Here is a 17,509-nt window from a genome sequence, read left to right as displayed (position 1 = left end):
CTTAAAAAGGGGCAAAATTTAGAAAAATGAGCGAAGAAAAGATGCTTGAGATGATAAACGCGACTGCCGATGTTATTTTTATGGCTATACTTAGAGGACGTGTGAGCCTTGAAGCCTGCAAAAAGGACAAGGAGTTCATCGACGCTTTAAGAGAAGAGCTGCTTAGCAAAAACCCAAACAAGCTCAAAGTCGCGCAAGACTCGCACCAGATGATCGCCATTTTCGAAAAATACCGCAATAAAAAATAATCCAACTTAAAATTTAAATCCATTTGCCGATATAGTGTTAAAGGATTTGACATGATAAATGCGCTAAATGGACTTAATCAAAGCTTTAACTATCAAGACGCTTTTAATAAGCAGCCAACGACTATCGCAAATTTAGGCAAAGTAAAAATTTCTCCCAATGCCCTAGACATCAAGCATCTATCGCTCTCTGGCTACTCGTCAAATGATAAAATTTCTATCTGGGGCAAGATGAACGGGCTTGATAGCTCTATGGGTAAAGATGAAGTTGCTAGCCTTAAAAATTTCGTTGATAGCACGAAGCTTTGGAGGTTAAATTCTATCCTAACTAGCGAGAAAAATGGCTTTAGCGTAGATGAGTTTAACAAAACCTACAAAATATCTACTAACGTTACCAATACTCTTGGCGCTCTAATCAACAATCACGACAATGGCACACTTCATCTAAGTCGTGAGGCTACAAATTTACTAGACTCTGATCTAAGTATCGACGATTTTAAAGACAAATGGCTGGAATTTACCGCCGAAAGGATACTTGGTGAGCATGCAAATGTGAAAATTTCTTTTAAAGACGGGGCTCTCTCTTACGAGCAAACATCGGCTAAGAAGCGCATAGAGATCTTAGGTCAAGCGATGCCACAGCGTGTAAGCTACGCTGATAAAAACAGCAAAGATGAGTTTTTGAAATTTCTAAAAACAAGTTATGAAAAGGGCGAAAATATCGCTGATGTGCTGCAAAATATCGCTCTTGTGCCAGTTAGGGAAGATGGTGATGAGGATATAGAAGAAGAGAAATTTAAGCCTATGCAAGTTACCAAAAAGAGCGTGACCTACACGGATAAAGATATAAAACGCGAGTTTTTTGAGGAATTTATCAGGCGTGAGGTCGAAAACGGCGCAAGCTTTGATGATCTGGTGCAAAAGCTAAACAAGATAAAACCAAAGGATATACTGGCTTAGCTTTAGGTTTAAATTTTGGGGCTGGCTTAGCGCGCTAAATTTCTATTTCTATATTAAATTTAAAAAGCCAGTTTGACTTCTCAAATTTCTGCCTGGGCTTAGATTTCTGGGGACTGATTTAGCTCTCTAAATTTCTACTTAGTCTTAAATTTAAAAAGCCAGCTGCCCCCAAAATTTCTACTTCGGATTATTTATACTTATCACCATATTTTTCTCATCAAGATATAGCCTAGCAGCCTCTTTGATATCGTCATTTGTGACCGCTTTAACCGCATCTATATACTCATCAGCCGTATAAAGTGGCGTGTTAAAAATTTTATTTGAGATGATGAGATTTTGCCAAAACTCAGGCTTTTCATAGTCTTTTTTTATAGAGATTTCACTTTGCGCCTTAAAATCCTCCAAATGTTTTGGCAAGAGCGCGCCACTGCGCTTGATGTTAGCTATTATCTCCTTTATCTCGGCGATGATCTTGTCCGTGTTTGCAGGGTCGCAAGTAAAGCCGATCACCGCCTTTGAGTGCTCATACGGATAGCGTGAGAGCTTGGCGTTTAGGCTAAAGCCGTATGTTTGCCCCTTGTCCTCTCTGATCTTTTCACGAAGCGCCGTTTTTAAGACTGAGCTTAGCGCTCTTAGCTTGACCACCTCTTTGAAGCTGTATTTTGTATCTAAATTTATTATATCCACGCTCACATCGCTTCTTTTTGTGCTTTGATACTCTCTTTTAAAGGTGTGCTGCCCTTTGATACTTCGCACGCCATCATCTTTAAAATTTTCAGCCTCGCCAAGCTTTGGCAAGGTGGCGATATACTTTTTAACAAGTGGCAAAAGCCTCTGCTCGTCGGTGTCGCCAATGATTACAAAGGTGTATGAGGCTGCGTTTGTAAATTTATCTTTGATGACCTTTTTTAGCTCATTTAGCTTTAGCGCGTCGATCTGAGCCATCTCAATGGGCGCTACACGCTTGTTGTTTTCGTAAAAAAATTTGCTAAACTCGGTGCTAAATTTATATTCAGGTAAATTTTGCTCTTTAGCTAGCTCATCTTTTGCTCTTTGTTTTATCCTCTCAAGCACGTTTGCGTCGGCTCTTGGAGAGCTAAACTCTAAATTTATAACAGCTAGCAGCGAGCTAAGATCACCACTGCTTGAAGAGCCGTAAAAGCCCTGTGTAAGCGCCTCTATGCTCTTTTCGTAGCTTACTATCTTGTCGTTTAGCACCTTTGAAAGCTCGTAGTTGTTAAATTTGCCAACGCCACTTTCATTTGTGAGCGCAACCGCAAAACCACCAAGCTTAGGATCAGCTAGATCTGAAGTGCCACCCTTGCTAATGGCTGCAAACAAAATGCTATCTTTTTTGGTAGCTAGTGGCTTAAAGATGACTTGCGAGCCATTTGGCAGCTTATAAGTGTAGATGCCATGCTTTTGGTCAAATTCACTAGAAAGGGTATCTTTTGGCTCTAAATTTTCATTGCCAAGGCTCTTATTTAGGCTCACGTTAGCTAAATTTGTATCGTAAGGTTTTGCCTCATCCTTTAGCTTTAAAAAGGCATCTTTGCTAAGCTTAAAGCCATCTTTACTAAAGACCCTCACGCGCTCATCAGGTATGGCTAAAATTTGCCTAAATCTCGCATTAACATCCTCTAGCGTGATCTCATTTAAGAGCTTTAGGCTAAGGTTTTTGCTATCTTCATCGCTTAGCACAAAGCCGCCATTTTCGATCATATTTAAAATTTCACCTGCATAAACGCTTGATTTTTTAGTTTTTGAGCGTTTAAATTTAGTCTCCACGTTTGCCACAAACGCCTTTTTAACATCGGCAAAGTCGCCTTTGTTAAAGCCAAATTTCTCAATGCCCTTTAAAACGCTTAACATATCTTTAAGGCTAGCGTTAAAATCATCTCCGATCACATTTGCCTCAAAGCTATAAATTTTTTGCTTTGCTTGAAGCGTTTGCGCCATAAAATCAACGCTTAAATTTGATGAATTATTTGCATTTTTTTGCTCATAAAGCATATTTATAAGGCTAGCTATTAGCGCATCTTTTAAATTTCTCTTCACATCAGCCTCATCCAAGACTGGCTTAAATTTATCAAAAAAGCTAAGTCTTACAAACTGAGCCGCCGTCTCGTTTGCGTCGTAGTTAAAGACGTTTAGCCCATCTTTAAAAGCGATACTTTTGTCTGGATGAGCGTAATAGTTGCTATTTTTTGCTGCGCTAAAGCTTTTTTCTATCAGAGTTTTTATCTCGTTTTTATCAAAGTCGCCAACTGCCACAAAGCTCATAAATCTTGGCTGATAAAGCCTCTCGTAAAACTCTTGCATGTGCTTAGCATCCACGCTTTTTATCACGTTCATGTCGCCTATTGGCACTCTTTTTTGATAGATGCTACCTGCAAAGATATCCTTACTTTGGGCAAGATAGAGCCTATAAGCTGGCGTGTTTCGCTGGCGCTCCTCTTCCATTATGACGCCACGCTCCTTATCAAGCTCGCCTGCATCGATCTTTACGCCATCGATCCAGTTTGAAAAGACCTTGAAAACGTCCTTTAAATTTTTATCATTTACATTTATGCTTAGCGTGTAGCTCGTCTGATCGTAGCTGGTTTGTGCGTTTAGATCAGCGCCAAATTTGACCCCAAGGCTCTCAAGCTGTTTAATGAGCTCATTTTTGCTAAAGTCGCGACTGCCATTAAACGCCATGTGCTCCAAAAAGTGCGCAAGCCCCTGCTCGCCCTCTCTCTCATCAGTCGAGCCTGAATTTACAACTAGGTAAAAGATGGCTGTGTTTTGCGGAAATTTATTCTCTTTTATATAGTATTTAAGCCCGTTTTCAAGCTCGCCACTTAGCATATCTTTGTCATTTTGGAGTGCATTTAGGCTAAGCACCAGGCACAAAAACAGCAGAATTTTTCTCATAATCCATCCTTTAAATTTCTATGTAAAAGCGGATTTTAGTATAAATTTTAAAATGCAAGATAAAGCTAGCCTGCAAATTTAGCAGGCTAGTTGGGAGGTATTATTTTAGTTCGTATTTTTTAAGCAATGCGTCGTAGCTGCCGTCTTTTTTCATCTCATCTAAAATTTGATTTATCTTAGCGATAAGCTCGCTCTGCTTATTTTTATCAAAAGCTATTGAAAAGCCCTCGCTGCCATCAACCTCTTTGAAAAATGCCTCTACTTCAGGGTTTTTCTTGATAAAGCCATAGCCGATCGAGCTATCAAGGATAACCGCGTCAAATTTGCCAACTTTTAGCCCCATGATGAGTGGCACAGTATCTTCTGAAGGCACTACTTTTGCGCCATTTATCGCATTTGCAGCTAGCTCTTGGATGGTGCCTTGTTGCACGCCTACTTTTTTGCCAGCTAGCTCCTCTTTAGCTTTTAAAGCGTCGTTGCCTTTTTTCTTTAGGTAGATGTTTTCAGTTAGGTAGTATGGCTTTGTAAAGTCGATCGACTTTAGTCTGTCTGGAGTCGCACTCATCGCACTTATGATGCCATTTATCTTGCCAGCTTTAAGCGCTGGGATGAGACCATCAAAGCTCATATTTACTATCTTATATGAAAAGCCAGCACGCTTTGAAATTTCATCTATAAGGTCGATGTCAAAGCCTGTTATTTTGTTGTTTTCATCGATGTATTCAAATGGCGGGTAGTTTGCCGCTGTACCAAATTTTAGCTCGTTTGCGCAAAGAGCAACAAAAGCTGTCAGTAAAAGAGCAAATATCTTTTTCATGTCTATCCTTTAAGGTGATTTAATGCCCTAATTATCGGCATTTATCTATTAAAATTTGTTTAAATTTAGCGTAATGACAGAAATTTACATAAGCTTGTAAAGCGTATAGGCAAGTGCGCTAAAAGAAGTCAGGCAAATTTTAAAAATTTATGAGCGAGCGTATCTAAAAATTTATTAGAGCTTTTAAACCACATGCAGTGCGAAGCACTGAGGCATGCTACCTATAACGTCGTCGGGCTTTACTTCGACTTCGTCTCGTAACTGCAAGCAGACAGGGGATTGTTAAGGGGGAAGGGAGCTTCTTTGCTTCGCAAGCTCACAACTGCAAGCAGAGCGTAATTCAAGCCTCTTCCCCCTTAACAATAAGTTTTGTAGCCTTGTTTAAACAAATTTGAGTTTGTTTATTAAGAAGTTAAAACCTCTTCTTCCTAACCTCTTCAACTATGGCTTTAGCCATCTCATCTACTTCTGATGTTACTTCATTTGCTTGGTTTGCAATTACAACGTTTTCTTTTGTTAGATTATCTATTTGAGCAACTGATTGATTTATCATATTTATGCCTTCACTTTGCTCTTTGATTGATTCACTCATCTCATTTATTGATTGAGCTAGGACATTTGTATTTGCTTCTATCTCACCTAGAGATTTTTGAGTTCTTTCTGCTAGTTTTCTAACTTCATCAGCAACAACTGCAAATCCTCTACCATGCTCTCCAGCTCTAGCTGCTTCAATAGCAGCATTAAGAGCTAGTAGGTTTGTTTGATCTGCTATATCTCTAATGATAGTTATGATGTTTTTAATTTCATCTGATTGTCTTATAACATCAGCTGTCTTTTGAGAGATGGCATTCATTGAGCTACTCATTTGCTCAACTGCAGCAGCACTTTCTTGTAAGCTATTTGCTTGAGTATTTGCTGAGCTTGCTACTTTTGATACTGAGCTAGCTAGAAGTTTAGCTTTTTCTTCTAGTACTTGAGCTTGGTTTAGATTGTCATTTAGCATTTTAGATATCTCAATGCCAAGAGAGTTTATACCACTTGCTATCTTACCATCATCATCAAGTCTTTTTGTAAAGTCTTGGTTTTTATAAGTGTTTAGTAGATCAAGTACATCTTTACCATTACTTGATATTGCATTTTTAAGAGCAAGTTGTAGATCTTTAAATGTGCTTTTTAGTTGATTTAGAGCTGGGTTATTAGTATCAGCTTCTAAGCTTGCTTCATAGTTGCCATCTTTTATCTCATTTACAAAGGTGTTGGCTTTTTGGATGAATATACTTTGATCTTTCATACCATCCTCAATGGCCTTTGTGTTTTTGTTTATTAGCTCTGCCATTTGGCCAAATTCATCTTTAGATGTTATCTCTATAGGCTCTGCTTTGTTTGTCTTGTGGTTTAGTAGATCAAAGAAAGATAGCAGGCCTGTTTTTAGTTTGAGGATGATTTTTAGGAGGTAAGAAGATAGGTAAAGTGAGAGCAATAGTCCTAAAATAAGTACCACTACAAGCACTCCAACAGACGCATAAGCAAGTGAGTTTAGATCCTCTAAAAGCTCATCTTTGTCAAGCTCGCCGATCAGATACCAGCCCATACTTTTGATATATTTTGAGCCGATCAATAAATTTCTGCCATCTTTATCTAGCGATATGTAGCTGCCATTTTCGTTGATTAGCTTTTTAAGATTTGCTTCGCCTACTATATCTTTTAGATTGCCGCTTTCATCTTTGCCGATTTTGATGTCGCCTTTTTCATCAACTAGTAGAAATTTACCGCCGCGACCTATCTTTTGTGACTGGACAAAATTTACTATCTCGCTTAAATTTACGCCAGTCGCTGCGATACCATAAAATTTATCATCTTTTTGAACTTTGTAGTTTATATACATCATTATCTTACCGCTGCCGTCTTCAGCCTTGTTGATGTCGATCAGGCTTAGGCTGCTGCCATCTTTTAAGGCGTAGTACCACTTGTCGTTTTCTGGGTTAATGACCTTTAAAATTTTATCTTCGACGTAGTAGTTTAGGGTTCTATCTGAGCCAAACATTATCGTATCTAGTTTTAAATTTTTAGCAAGAGTTTGAAAATAGTCAAACAAGACCTTTCTGCCGTGCTCGTCCTCGCCGTTTTTAACCCAGTCTATTAAAAAGCTATTTTGAGTTATTTGATAAGAAGCGTCGATTATCTTATCGATGTAAGATTCTATTTTATAACCAACTTCATTGACAGCAAGTGGGAATTCTTTACTTTCGACCCTGTCGGTATATAAATTTTTAGCCATGTTATAGGTCACAAGACCAACTACACTAACACAAATCAAAAGCATGACACTTAGCACAAGTGCCGTTCTCATCCTGAGTGACTTCATTATATTCTCCTTAAATTAAACGAGTAATTGTACTATATTGACTTTATATTTGCTTAAAATTTAAAAATTAGAAATTTGTGAGATTTTTTGCAAGAAGCATCTTGCCTCTTGCAAATTTATATTAGGATTTATTTTTTAAGGTCGTATTTAGCGAGCATTTTGTCAAATTCGCCAGATTTTTGTAGCTCTTCGATCGCAGCATCTATCTTTTTGATAAGATCAGTATGTTTGCCCTTATCAAATGCCATCGCAAAGCCCTCTGTGCCGTCAGGAAGTCTTAAAAACTCCTCTAAGTCTGGATTTTGTTTTAAAAACTCAACACCTATCGGGCTATCAGTAAGCACAACATCGATCTTGCCGGCATTTAGTGACATTATAGCTGCCGCTACGTTTTCAGCTGGGATTGACTGAGTTGTGATATTTTTAGCTGCCTCTTCTTGAAGCGTGCCAACTTGAGCTGAAATTTTCTTATCTTTAAGATTGTCTTTATTTACGTCTGAGCCTTTTTTGCGGATAAATAAATTCTCTGAGAAATAATATGGCTTAGTAAAATCAACAGACTTTCTTCTCTCGTCAGTCGCGCTCATGCCGCTTATCGCGATATCGATCTTGCCCGTTTTTAAAGCTGGTATTAGCCCATCAAAACTCATATTTGCAACGTCAAATTTGATCCCAGTTTTTTTAGTAATCTCATTTAGAAGATCGATCTCAAAACCAACGATTTGATTTTTATCATCAAAATACTCAAATGGAGGGTAATCAGCGCTTGAACCTACCTTATAAACCACCTCTTTGCTAGCTTCTAGCGCATTTGAAGTGGCTTTTTTGCCACTATCATCACCACAACCTATAAAAAACATAACTAACCCTAACGCTAGAACTTTTAAAAAAATTTTCAATTTTTCTCCTTATTAGTGATTTAAAATTTTACCTAAAAACTCTCGCAGACGCTCGTGCTGCGGATTTGTAAAGACATTTTTTGGTGTGTCATCAACTGCTATCTTGCCTTTGTCCATAAAGAAAATTCTATTTGCCACATTTCTTGCAAAGCCCATCTCATGAGTCACCACAAGCATCGTTATACCCCTTGCTGCGACATCTTTCATGATATCAAGCACCTCGCCGATCATCTCAGGATCCAGCGCGCTTGTCGGCTCGTCAAATAGTATCACCTCTGGATCCATAGCTAAGCTTCTAGCGATTGCTATACGCTGCTTTTGCCCGCCTGAGAGCTTGTGCGGATAGGCAAATTTCTTATCGCTTAGCCCAACACTCTTTAGCAGTTCATCTGCCCTCCTCTCGGCACTCTCTTTGTCTAAGATCCCAGCTTTTATCGGAGCTAGGGTTAAATTTTGCAAGACATTTTTATTTGCAAAAAGGTTAAAGTGCTGAAAAACCATACTCACTTTTTGGCGAATTTTATTTATGTCTGATTTTTTATCCAAAATATCTTCGCCATTTATCTTGATATGTCCGCTATCTGGCTCTTCAAGGCGGTTTATGCAACGTAAAAATGTACTTTTTCCACCGCCACTTGGACCAATTATCGCTATAACCTCACCTTTTTTGATATCCACGCTGATGTCATTTAAAACACGCAAATCGCCATAGCTTTTGTTTAAATTTTTAATCTCAATCATGGCGATTTAGTCTCCTTTCAAGTAGTTTCACCAAAAGGGTGAAAAATTTAACGCTCACGTAATATACAATGCCCGTAAAAATGACTGGCTCTGGGCTGTAAAAGACCGCTTGAAGGCTCTTACTTTGCATCGTAATATCAACGACGCTTATATAGCCAACGACTGAGGTCTCTTTAAAAAGTGAGATAAACTCATTAGCAAGCGCTGGCAAGATATTTTTAGTAGCTTGTGGGAAGACTATCTCACGCATCGAAACGTAGTAGTTTAGTCCCATCGCCCTAGCTGCCTCCATCTGACCTTTATCGACGCTATTTATGCCGCTTCTTACGATCTCAGCGACGTATGCCGAGCTATTTAGTCCAAGTGCGATCACGGCGACATAGAAGTTGTCGCTCCAAGTGGCAAAAATCACCACTGAAAATATTAGAAGTTGAAGTATTACAGGAGTTCCACGCAAGATGTCGATATATTCATCTATGACGAAATTTAAAACCTTGATATCTAAAAATTTAATGAAAGCTAAAATAAATCCAAGTGTTATACCTATAGCAATACCACCTATCGTAAGGCCTAGCGTCACTCCGTAACTTTTGATATATGCGATCTCTTGCGCCTCGCTAAGATCTCTTGGATAGAAAAAATATGTTCCAAGCGAGACAATTATTATAAAAAATAGAAATTTGGCTAAATTTTGAGCGTTCAACTTCGTCCTTTCTTTAAAATGTAGCCTTAAATGATACGAAAAAAAATATATCATTTTGCTTAAATGAATTTAAGGATTGTCTTAGCATTGAAATTTAAATAAATTTGTAATAACATAAGCGTTTTATTTTATTTGAAAGGAAATTTATGAGCTTTGGGTCTTATTTAGCCATCGCCATCTATTTTGGTTTCTTGCTCTTCATCGGACGATATTTCTACGATAAAAATGCAAGTATGAACGAGTATCTGCTGGATAACCGTCAAATGGGTCCAGTCGTCACCGCACTTAGTGCTGGCGCCTCTGATATGAGTGGTTGGATGCTACTTGGCGTGCCCGGGGCCTTATACGCAACTGGTATAGCAAATGTCTGGATGATAGCTGGCCTTATCGTGGGCGCATACTGCAACTACTTATTTCTAGCAAAAAGGATCAGGGTCTATACTGAGGTCGCAAGCGATAGCATCACGATACCAGACTTTTTAGAAAATCGCTTTAAAGATAGGACTAAAATTTTAAGGATAGTATCTGGCCTTATCATTTTGATATTTTTCACGCTTTATGTAAGCAGCGGTATCATCGCTGGAGGCAAGACTTTTGAGAGCTTTTTTGGCATAGGCTTTAAATATGGCGCGATATTTACGCTTTGTATCGTGGTTTTTTACACATTTTTTGGTGGGTTTAAGGCTGTTAGCATAACTGACGCATTTCAGGGACTTTTGATGTTTTGTGTCCTAGTCTCGATCCCAGTCGTGGCATATCTAAATTTAGACCTGCCAAGCGATACAAATTTGATAAAAGAGATAAGCAGACTTGACGCAAATCACCTAAATCCTTTTAGAGATCAGACTTTCTGGGGCATTTTGGGCCTTCTAGCTTGGGGCTTTGGCTACTTTGGGCAGCCACATATCATAGTTAGATTTATGGCGATACGTGACTCAAAAGAGCTTGCAAAGGCAAGAAGGATCGGCATTGGCTGGATGACGATCGGCCTACTTGGTGCAATTATGAGCGGGCTTATCGGCTTTGTCTATTTTAGCCAAAGAGGCGGACTAAGCGACCCTGAGACCGTATTTTTAAAGCTTGGTGAGCTACTTTTCCCACCATTTTTTATAGGTATCATCATCTCAGCCGTGCTTTCAGCGATCATGAGTACCATCTCAAGCCAGCTTTTAGTCACTTCAAGCTCGGTCACAAAAGACTTCATCTTTGCCTTTTATAAAAAAGAGGTGAGTCAAAGCACGCAAACAGCGATCAGCCGCTATGCAGTCGTGGTTGTGGCACTAATCGCCACAGTGCTTGCCTTTATCTCTACAGATAACGTTCTAAACGTCGTTGGCAACGCTTGGGCTGGATTTGGCGCGAGCTTTGGTCCAGTGCTACTTTTTAACCTTTACTGGAAACGTATGAGCGCACTTGGAGCGCTTGCTGGCATGATAGCTGGCGGTGCGACCGTAATATTTTGGATAACATCAGGGCTAAATGCCTATGTTTATGAAATTTTACCAGGCATTTTAACCTCAAGTCTAGCCATCATCATGGTCAGTATCTGGGGTGACGCGATAAATAAAATGACTAGCGAACCACACGAGCAAGTGATAAAAGATGAATTTGAAAAGATGAAGACAAGGCTTTAAATTTAAGCAAGGTGGCTAACTTTAGCCACCATCAAATTTATCTAATTAATTTATAATTTTAAATTTCAAACTTCTTAAAGCTAACCCTTGGATTTATAGTTAGCTCGCCATGGTTTATAAACTCTTTTTTTAGAAATTTCTCACGTCCAGCTCTTGCTATCATCAGCGCATTATCAGAGCAAAACTTAAGTGGGGCTAGCAAAAGCTCGCACTCATTTTTTTGACAAAGCGCCTCAAGCCTTTTGCGTAAATTTAAATTTGCACTTGCTCCGCCAACGACGCCAAAGTGCTTAAAGTTTCTTAGTTTAAAAACCTTTTCAAGCTTATTTAAGATGTGCTCGCAGGCTGTATTTTCAAAGGCGTAGCATATGTCGGCAACATCTTTTTGTGTGATAGTTTCAAGCTTTGAAATTTCAACCCTGACTTGGTTTTTAAGCCCTGAAAAGCTGTACTCAAGGCGTTTATCGTGAAGAAGTGGGACGGTAAATTTAAACCTCTCTTTATCCTCGCATAAAAGTGCGTTTTGCTGCACAACAGCGCCGCCTGGATAGCCAAGATCAAGCATCTTTGCCACCTTGTCAAAGCTCTCGCCAAAGCTATCATCGCTTGTACTTGCAAGCTCTAAAATTTCGCCTCTCTCATTAATCTCAAGAATCATCGTATGTCCGCCACTAACTAGCAAAACGCCAAGAGGAAAGGTGGCTTCACGGTCTAAAAATAGCGAGTAGATGTGGCCAACTAGGTGATTTACGGCGATTAGCGGTATATTTAGGGCGATGCTTAGCGCTTTTGCCATGCTCACACCACCTATCAGGCTCACGCTTAGTCCTGGCTCGTTTGTCACAGCGATTGCTTTTATATCTTTTAAATTTGGCAAGATATCATTTAAAAGTGCTGGCAGTGCCTTTGTGTGAAGCCTCGCTGCAAGCTCTGGGACCACGCCACCAAAGATAGCGTGCTCCTCTTCTTGCGAGATCTTTTTATAATAAATTTGCTCTAGCGTGCCTTCATTTATGAGCGCAACAGAGCTGTCGTCGCAGCTACTTTCTATGCCAAGTATCATCTAAACTCCGCTAGTATCATGCCAGCAAATTTCTCTTTGCCATTTTCGCTTTTGTAAAACTCGACCCTGTAAATTTTGCCATCTTTATCTATACTGTAGCTCTTGTTTAGGCTGTTTTTATCGATCTCTTGCTCGCTCTCATCAACGCTTTTAGTGCCGTATCCTATAACATTTACGCGCACGTTTTTGAGCGATTTTATCTTAAAGCTTTTTTTAACGCTAAATTTGTCGCCACTTTTTAGCACCTGCTCGTTTCCATCGCTCAAAAGAGAAATTTTATCAAGTGGCTTTGCAAACTCGAAGTATTGCGGTTTTAACCTTGTGACAGAGCGGTTGCCATACTGCACTTTGTAAGTGTCATTCTCTTTTATGACGGCGATTAGCGGATTTAGCGAGTGGTAGCTTAGCTCGCCCTTTTTAAATGGCACGAAGCTTATCACTGGTTTTAAATTTTTAAGGCTAAGAGCGTAGCTGTCAAATAGCTCAAGTCTAATCTCTTTTTCGATCGCTTTTTTCACGCTTTTAACATCGAGCTCAAATGGCCTAGTAAAGCTAATGCCAGCCTTTTTCATATACTCTTCGATCGCTACTAGGTGATAATATGTCCTTTGCTCGGCATTTAAATTTTTACTAGCTTCGTTTGCAAAGGCTGACTTGTTTTGCGTGATCGCGTAGTAGGTGAGGCTTTTTAGCATCTCTTTATCGCCCATCGCGGTGTGCGTATTTTTGACGTGATATTGGTGTTTTTGGTCTATGAGGTGCTTATTTAGCACGTCTTTTACGCTTGAGGCTATACTTTCAAGCTCTGGGTACTTTGAGCCTGGTAGCGTGCTTTGGTCTATAATGCAGGTGTTGCCCCATTTGTCGGGGTTTTCGTCCTTGCTTATAAATTTATCTCTGTAATATCCGCTACCATCGTGTAAATTTAAGATGAGAGTGACGTTTTTGTCGGTGATGACGTCTTTTATCTTCATCACTGAGTTGTAGTCTGGATCGTCCTTTTCGACGTGGGCAAATTTTCTATTCATATCGCCCTTTGTGCCGCGACTTCGCTCGATGATGCTTGGGAAATTTAAATTTGGCACGACCCAAAGCGAGCCTTTTGTGATGTTATAATCAGTCGCCACGATAGAAGCCGCCAAAAAGCCGCCTGGCTCGTCGCCTTGGATGCCACCGATTAAGAGCATAGTATTGCTACTTTGCTCACCTTTTTTGATAAGTGCATAGTCCAGTGCGCTTGCATTTGCAAGGCTTGCAGCCGCTAGAGCTGCTAGAAAAAGTCTAAATTTACGCATTAATATCCTTCGTAATGCTTTGTCTTTGGCAAAAGCAAATTTAAAACTATACCAGTAACCGCGCCAAGTCCGATACCTGAAAATTTAACCGCTCCAAGGTCAAGCACCATGCCACCGATGGCAAAGATGAAAATTAGGGCTACGATTATCATATTTCTAGGATCGGCAAGATCTACTTTATTTTTTATAAGTGTCTCCATGCCAACGCTTGCGATGATGCCAAAAAGTAGCAGCATGATACCGCCGATAACTGGCGCTGGGATGGTCGAGAGCACCGCACCAAGCTTACCAACGAAGGCTAGCACGATAGCAGTGATCGCTGCAAAGGTCATGATCGCTGGATTATACGCTTTTGTAAGGCTAACTGCGCCTGTGACCTCTGAGTAGGTGGTATTTGGCGGACCACCAAAGGTAGCAGCTAGCGAGGTGGCTAGACCGTCGCCTAAAAGGGTGTTTTTAAGCCCTGGATTTTTCAAAAAATCCTCTTTTGTGACGTTTGAGATAGCGAGCATATCGCCGATGTGCTCAATCGCTGGGGCGATGGCGATAGGTATCATGTAGATGATCGCTTCGAGTTCAAATTTTGGTGCGCTAAAGCTTGGCACTCTAAACCAAGGAGCGTTAGCGATGGCGCTAAAATCAACCATGCCAAAGCAGTAAGCCACGATGTAGCCAGCGATGATGCCAAGTAGGATCGGTATAAGCCTAAACATCCCGCGTCCTAGCATCATGACAAAGATAGTGGCGATAAGCGAGGTGGCTGCTACCATCATAGCTACGTTTTGAGTGTAGGTTTCGGTAGCTGAAGTCGCCATCTTAACGGCATTTGGAGCTAGTATCAGACCTATGGTCATGATGACAGGACCAACGACAACTGGAGGCAAAATTTTATGCAAAATTTTCTCTCCGCCAAAGCGAACCACAAAGCTTAGCACGACGTAGAAAAGCCCTGCGAATATAACGCCGCCCATCGTCACTGGTATGCCCCATTTTTCGATGCCATACTGAAGCGGAGCGATGAAGGCAAACGAGCTTGCTAGAAAGATCGGCGGGACATTTTTTCTAGTTATTAGCTGAAAAAGCAGCGTGCCAAGACCTGCTGTAAAGAGCGCGACGTTTGCATCAAGCCCCGTAAGGATAGGCACGAGCACGAGCGCGCCAAAGGCGACGAACAGAAACTGCACACCGATGAGACTTTGCCTAAGATCAAATTTATACCCCTCATACCTTTGCATTTAGCATCCTTTTTGCGTATTCTCTAACCTCTTTATCAACTTCATAAATTTCATCTACGCTTGAAATTTTAAGACTCTTAAATTTTTTAGCTGAACCTAAAATGAGCCTTGATATATCTAAAAATGAGCACTTTTTCTCTAAAAAGCTAAATACTCCAACCTCGTTTGCAGCGTTAATTACAACGCCTAGATCAGGACTGCCTAAGACTTCGTCTTTTAGCGAAAAGACTGGATATTTTTTAAGGCTGATCTTGTGAAATTTTATATTTTTAAGATCAAGTAAATTTGCGTGAGAGACGATGTTTTTATCTACTTTTTCAAAGATGGCGTGAGCTATGGCTAGCTTCATATCTGTGCGTGAGAGATGCATCGTGCTTGAGCCGTCGATAAACTCAACTACGGCGTGGATGGCGGAGGTTGGCTCTATCACAGCCTCGATATCTTTGATTCCGTAAAGCCAGTAGGCCTCCATCACCTCAAAAAGCTTGTTTGTCATCGTCGCGCTATCAATGGTGATCTTTGTGCCCATATCCCAGTTTGGGTGTTTTAGCGCGTCAGACGGCGTGGCATCTTTTAGAAATTTGATCGGCTTTTTATAAAATGCCCCGCCACTTGCTGTGATGATGAGTTTTTTGGCTGGAGTTTTGTTTTCTAGTAGAAATTTAAGCCCAAAATGCTCGCTATCAATGGGCAAAATTTCTCTTGTTTTTAGAAATTTACCGCCAACTACAAGGCTCTCCTTGTTTGCAAGGGCGAGCCTTTTGCCAAGCGCTTGCGTCTTTAGACTAGGGGCTAGACCAGCAAAGCCAACAAGGGCATTTATCACCTTTTTTGAGCTTGAAATTTCAAGCATTTCTAACAGTCCAGCCTCGCTAGAAAAGATGTTTTTGGCCTCAATGTTTTTTACATTTTTAGCTAGCTTTTTATCGCCCACACAGACAAATTTTGGCTTAAATTTTAAAATTTGCTCGTTTAGAAGATCAACATTTTTAGCGCAGCTTAGCGCCTCGACGCTAATGTCAAATTTCTCGCAGAGCGCTAGAGTATTTTTGCCGATCGAGCCAGTTGAGCCAAGTATTACCACGATAGCGACCAAAGTAGCGCAACAACGCCAAATAAATAGCCATCTATCCTATCAAGCATACCGCCGTGTCCTGGAAAAAGTGTGCCGCTGTCTTTGACGCCACAAAGTCTCTTTAGATAGCTCTCAAAGAGATCTCCCCAGACCGCAAAGACGCAGACTAAGAAGCTTGAAAATAGAATTTGAAAAAAACCATCTGTTACGAAATTTCCAACTATGCAGCCAACTACCGTGCCTAGCAAGACCCCGCCTGCTGCGCCCTCGATAGTCTTGTTTGGTGAGCTTGGGCTAAATGGATGCTTGCCAAACATCTTACCAACGAAAAATGCGCCACTATCGCTTGCAATGACACTTAAGATAAGCCATGCAAGATAGCCCATGCCATACTCTGAGTAGAGCATCCACATCATAAAGATAGGAGTTGTCGGATAGACAAAAGGGGCAACTAGCTTTAAATTTTCGCTTTTTATGTGCGCAAGGATAGATGCCACTAGCATGATCGCAAGGATCGCGATGAAGATCGGATTTGTAAAATATGTAAGCACGTAAAATGCAAGCGCTGCATAAACTAGCTGTTTGTGATCGATGCCATAAAGCTTGAGCGACTCATTAAAGGCAAAGTAAAGCACAGCGCCAAGCAAAATAAAATTTAAAATATAATTATCTATAAAAAAAACTACCAAAATAGCAACAAACATCAAAACGCCAGTGATAATGCGTGAAGACATACACTCTCCTTAAAATCGTTATTTTGCCGTAATTATAACACTATAAATTTAGACGGCGTTTATAAGAGTGAAATTTGGTTTAAAAAGTGTTTTGCTTTGGTAAATTTAGCTGATAAAAAGGGCGATGAGAAGCTAAATTTGCCTTTTTAAGCTGTAAAATTTTGCTAGAGGCAACAAACCAAATGGAGTAGCGAATGGCGACTATTTAAAAAATACTTTCTTCAAAAAAGTCAGTGTCGATCTTGCAAATTTCATAAATTTGACCTGTTTGGACTCCGACTTTAAACTTTATCATTAGCTCAGATAGCCTGTCGCCATTATCAAGACAACGCTAAAATTTTGATTATTTTTGGCAAATTCCTCGGCATTTTTTGTAAATTTAGCCGTTGTGATAAAGACCCTTTTTTGGTGTTTTTATTTGAAATAGCGCCGATGAACTGCTGAATTTCTTGGCTAGTGATGTTGCTGCTATCTTTATATCTCTTTGCTTGGATGTAAATTTTAGAAAGTCCTAGCTCATCTTCGTCTATTATGCCATCTACCCCGCCATCTGGTCCTTTGTTTGTAAGGCTTCCAGTTTCATAGTCCATTTTTCTAAAATGCTAGAAAAATTTTCATCAATTTTTGTAATCTTAAAAGCTATAATCACCGCATGAAATATGTAAGTCTAACAGAGTTTTTCTCTGATAATATCAATTTATTTATGAGCGTGATCGCTTCATTGTTTGTACTATTTTTTTACTTTAGCACCGGATTTGATCTTTTATTTTTTATTACTTTGCCACTTGCCTATATAATGGGCTTAGTCTTGTCGTTTCCGCTTTTAA

General features: G+C 40.0%; 14 protein-coding genes and 2 pseudogenes. 3 read left to right on the top strand and 13 right to left on the bottom strand.

Annotation, left to right across the window (positions count from 1 at the left end; genetic code table 11):
• Positions 1–26 precede the first annotated feature (26 nt).
• Complete coding sequence (locus tag CVT08_RS02745; protein ID WP_087581498.1) at positions 27–248, top strand: nicotinate phosphoribosyltransferase; 222 nt, start codon at positions 27–29, stop codon at positions 246–248.
• A gap of 51 nt (positions 249–299) precedes the next feature.
• Complete coding sequence (locus tag CVT08_RS02740; protein ID WP_107856949.1) at positions 300–1,205, top strand: hypothetical protein; 906 nt, start codon at positions 300–302, stop codon at positions 1,203–1,205.
• 177 nt (positions 1,206–1,382) lie between these two features.
• Here CVT08_RS02740 and CVT08_RS02735 read toward each other — a convergent pair whose 3' ends face one another.
• The 7 genes and pseudogenes from CVT08_RS02735 to CVT08_RS02710 form a co-directional block, all read right to left on the bottom strand.
• The gene (locus tag CVT08_RS02735) at positions 1,383–4,121 is read right to left on the bottom strand and encodes a M16 family metallopeptidase (protein ID WP_107856948.1); all 2,739 of its coding nucleotides are present in this window, start codon (positions 4,119–4,121) and stop codon (positions 1,383–1,385) included.
• A gap of 100 nt (positions 4,122–4,221) precedes the next feature.
• Positions 4,222–4,938 (bottom strand): basic amino acid ABC transporter substrate-binding protein, encoded by a 717-nt coding sequence (locus CVT08_RS02730; protein WP_107856947.1) that lies wholly within the window; start codon positions 4,936–4,938, stop codon positions 4,222–4,224.
• A gap of 412 nt (positions 4,939–5,350) precedes the next feature.
• Positions 5,351–5,941, bottom strand: coding sequence for a methyl-accepting chemotaxis protein (locus CVT08_RS10390; protein ID WP_232527126.1), 591 nt, complete (start codon positions 5,939–5,941; stop codon positions 5,351–5,353).
• A 579-nt stretch (positions 5,942–6,520) separates the two neighbouring features.
• Positions 6,521–7,216 (bottom strand): annotated as a pseudogene (locus CVT08_RS10385) (cache domain-containing protein); the annotation flags it as partial.
• A gap of 215 nt (positions 7,217–7,431) precedes the next feature.
• Complete coding sequence (locus tag CVT08_RS02720) at positions 7,432–8,202, bottom strand: basic amino acid ABC transporter substrate-binding protein (protein WP_107856370.1); 771 nt, start codon at positions 8,200–8,202, stop codon at positions 7,432–7,434.
• A gap of 12 nt (positions 8,203–8,214) precedes the next feature.
• Positions 8,215–8,943: an amino acid ABC transporter ATP-binding protein gene (locus tag CVT08_RS02715; protein ID WP_107856371.1), complete on the bottom strand. Its 729-nt coding sequence runs from the start codon at positions 8,941–8,943 to the stop codon at positions 8,215–8,217.
• Entirely contained in the window at positions 8,936–9,646 is a 711-nt protein-coding gene (locus tag CVT08_RS02710; RefSeq protein ID WP_012140157.1) for an amino acid ABC transporter permease, read from the bottom strand. Before CVT08_RS02710 ends, CVT08_RS02715 begins: the two co-directional genes overlap by 8 nt.
• Positions 9,647–9,792: 146 nt before the next feature.
• Here CVT08_RS02710 and putP point away from each other — a divergent pair, with 146 nt between their 5' ends.
• Positions 9,793–11,280 (top strand): sodium/proline symporter PutP, encoded by a 1,488-nt coding sequence (putP, locus tag CVT08_RS02705; protein WP_107856372.1) that lies wholly within the window; start codon positions 9,793–9,795, stop codon positions 11,278–11,280.
• A 58-nt stretch (positions 11,281–11,338) separates the two neighbouring features.
• Here the strand turns inward: putP and tsaD are convergent, their stop codons facing one another.
• The 6 genes and pseudogenes from tsaD to CVT08_RS02675 form a co-directional block, all read right to left on the bottom strand.
• Positions 11,339–12,343 (bottom strand): tRNA (adenosine(37)-N6)-threonylcarbamoyltransferase complex transferase subunit TsaD, encoded by a 1,005-nt coding sequence (gene tsaD / locus CVT08_RS02700; RefSeq protein ID WP_107856373.1) that lies wholly within the window; start codon positions 12,341–12,343, stop codon positions 11,339–11,341.
• The gene (locus CVT08_RS02695) at positions 12,340–13,638 is read right to left on the bottom strand and encodes a M99 family carboxypeptidase catalytic domain-containing protein (protein ID WP_107856374.1); all 1,299 of its coding nucleotides are present in this window, start codon (positions 13,636–13,638) and stop codon (positions 12,340–12,342) included. The genes tsaD and CVT08_RS02695 overlap by 4 nt, the downstream gene beginning before the upstream one ends.
• Positions 13,638–14,873 carry a uracil-xanthine permease family protein gene (locus CVT08_RS02690; RefSeq protein ID WP_107856375.1) on the bottom strand — a complete coding sequence of 412 codons (1,236 nt, stop codon included), beginning with the start codon at positions 14,871–14,873 and terminating at the stop codon, positions 13,638–13,640. Before CVT08_RS02690 ends, CVT08_RS02695 begins: the two co-directional genes overlap by 1 nt.
• Positions 14,860–15,969, bottom strand: coding sequence for a 1-deoxy-D-xylulose-5-phosphate reductoisomerase (gene dxr / locus CVT08_RS02685; protein WP_107856376.1), 1,110 nt, complete (start codon positions 15,967–15,969; stop codon positions 14,860–14,862). Before dxr ends, CVT08_RS02690 begins: the two co-directional genes overlap by 14 nt.
• Positions 15,951–16,682, bottom strand: coding sequence for a phosphatidate cytidylyltransferase (locus CVT08_RS02680; protein ID WP_107856377.1), 732 nt, complete (start codon positions 16,680–16,682; stop codon positions 15,951–15,953). The genes dxr and CVT08_RS02680 overlap by 19 nt, the downstream gene beginning before the upstream one ends.
• Positions 16,683–16,976: 294 nt before the next feature.
• Positions 16,977–17,272 (bottom strand): annotated as a pseudogene (locus CVT08_RS02675) (restriction endonuclease).
• Positions 17,273–17,509 lie beyond the last annotated feature (237 nt).

It is taken from the genome of Campylobacter concisus (assembly GCF_003048835.2).
GTDB classification, from domain to species: Bacteria; Campylobacterota; Campylobacteria; order Campylobacterales; family Campylobacteraceae; genus Campylobacter_A; species Campylobacter_A concisus_D.
Note: the sequence above shows the minus strand (reverse complement) of the source record. Positions and strands in the feature narration are given on the sequence as shown.

What these genes read in the sequence shown, in the direction of transcription:
- CVT08_RS02745 (WP_087581498.1), top strand. Translation starts at nt 27, where the DNA reads ATGAGCGAAGAAAAGATGCTTGAGATGATAAACGCGACTGCCGATGTT.
- CVT08_RS02740 (WP_107856949.1), top strand. Translation starts at nt 300, where the DNA reads ATGATAAATGCGCTAAATGGACTTAATCAAAGCTTTAACTATCAAGAC.
- CVT08_RS02735 (WP_107856948.1), bottom strand. Translation starts at nt 4,121, where the DNA reads ATGAGAAAAATTCTGCTGTTTTTGTGCCTGGTGCTTAGCCTAAATGCA.
- CVT08_RS02730 (WP_107856947.1), bottom strand. Translation starts at nt 4,938, where the DNA reads ATGAAAAAGATATTTGCTCTTTTACTGACAGCTTTTGTTGCTCTTTGC.
- CVT08_RS10390 (WP_232527126.1), bottom strand. Translation starts at nt 5,941, where the DNA reads ATGCTAAATGACAATCTAAACCAAGCTCAAGTACTAGAAGAAAAAGCT.
- CVT08_RS02715 (WP_107856371.1), bottom strand. Translation starts at nt 8,943, where the DNA reads ATGATTGAGATTAAAAATTTAAACAAAAGCTATGGCGATTTGCGTGTT.
- putP (WP_107856372.1), top strand. Translation starts at nt 9,793, where the DNA reads ATGAGCTTTGGGTCTTATTTAGCCATCGCCATCTATTTTGGTTTCTTG.
- tsaD (WP_107856373.1), bottom strand. Translation starts at nt 12,343, where the DNA reads ATGATACTTGGCATAGAAAGTAGCTGCGACGACAGCTCTGTTGCGCTC.
- CVT08_RS02695 (WP_107856374.1), bottom strand. Translation starts at nt 13,638, where the DNA reads ATGCGTAAATTTAGACTTTTTCTAGCAGCTCTAGCGGCTGCAAGCCTT.
- CVT08_RS02690 (WP_107856375.1), bottom strand. Translation starts at nt 14,873, where the DNA reads ATGCAAAGGTATGAGGGGTATAAATTTGATCTTAGGCAAAGTCTCATC.
- CVT08_RS02680 (WP_107856377.1), bottom strand. Translation starts at nt 16,682, where the DNA reads ATGTCTTCACGCATTATCACTGGCGTTTTGATGTTTGTTGCTATTTTG.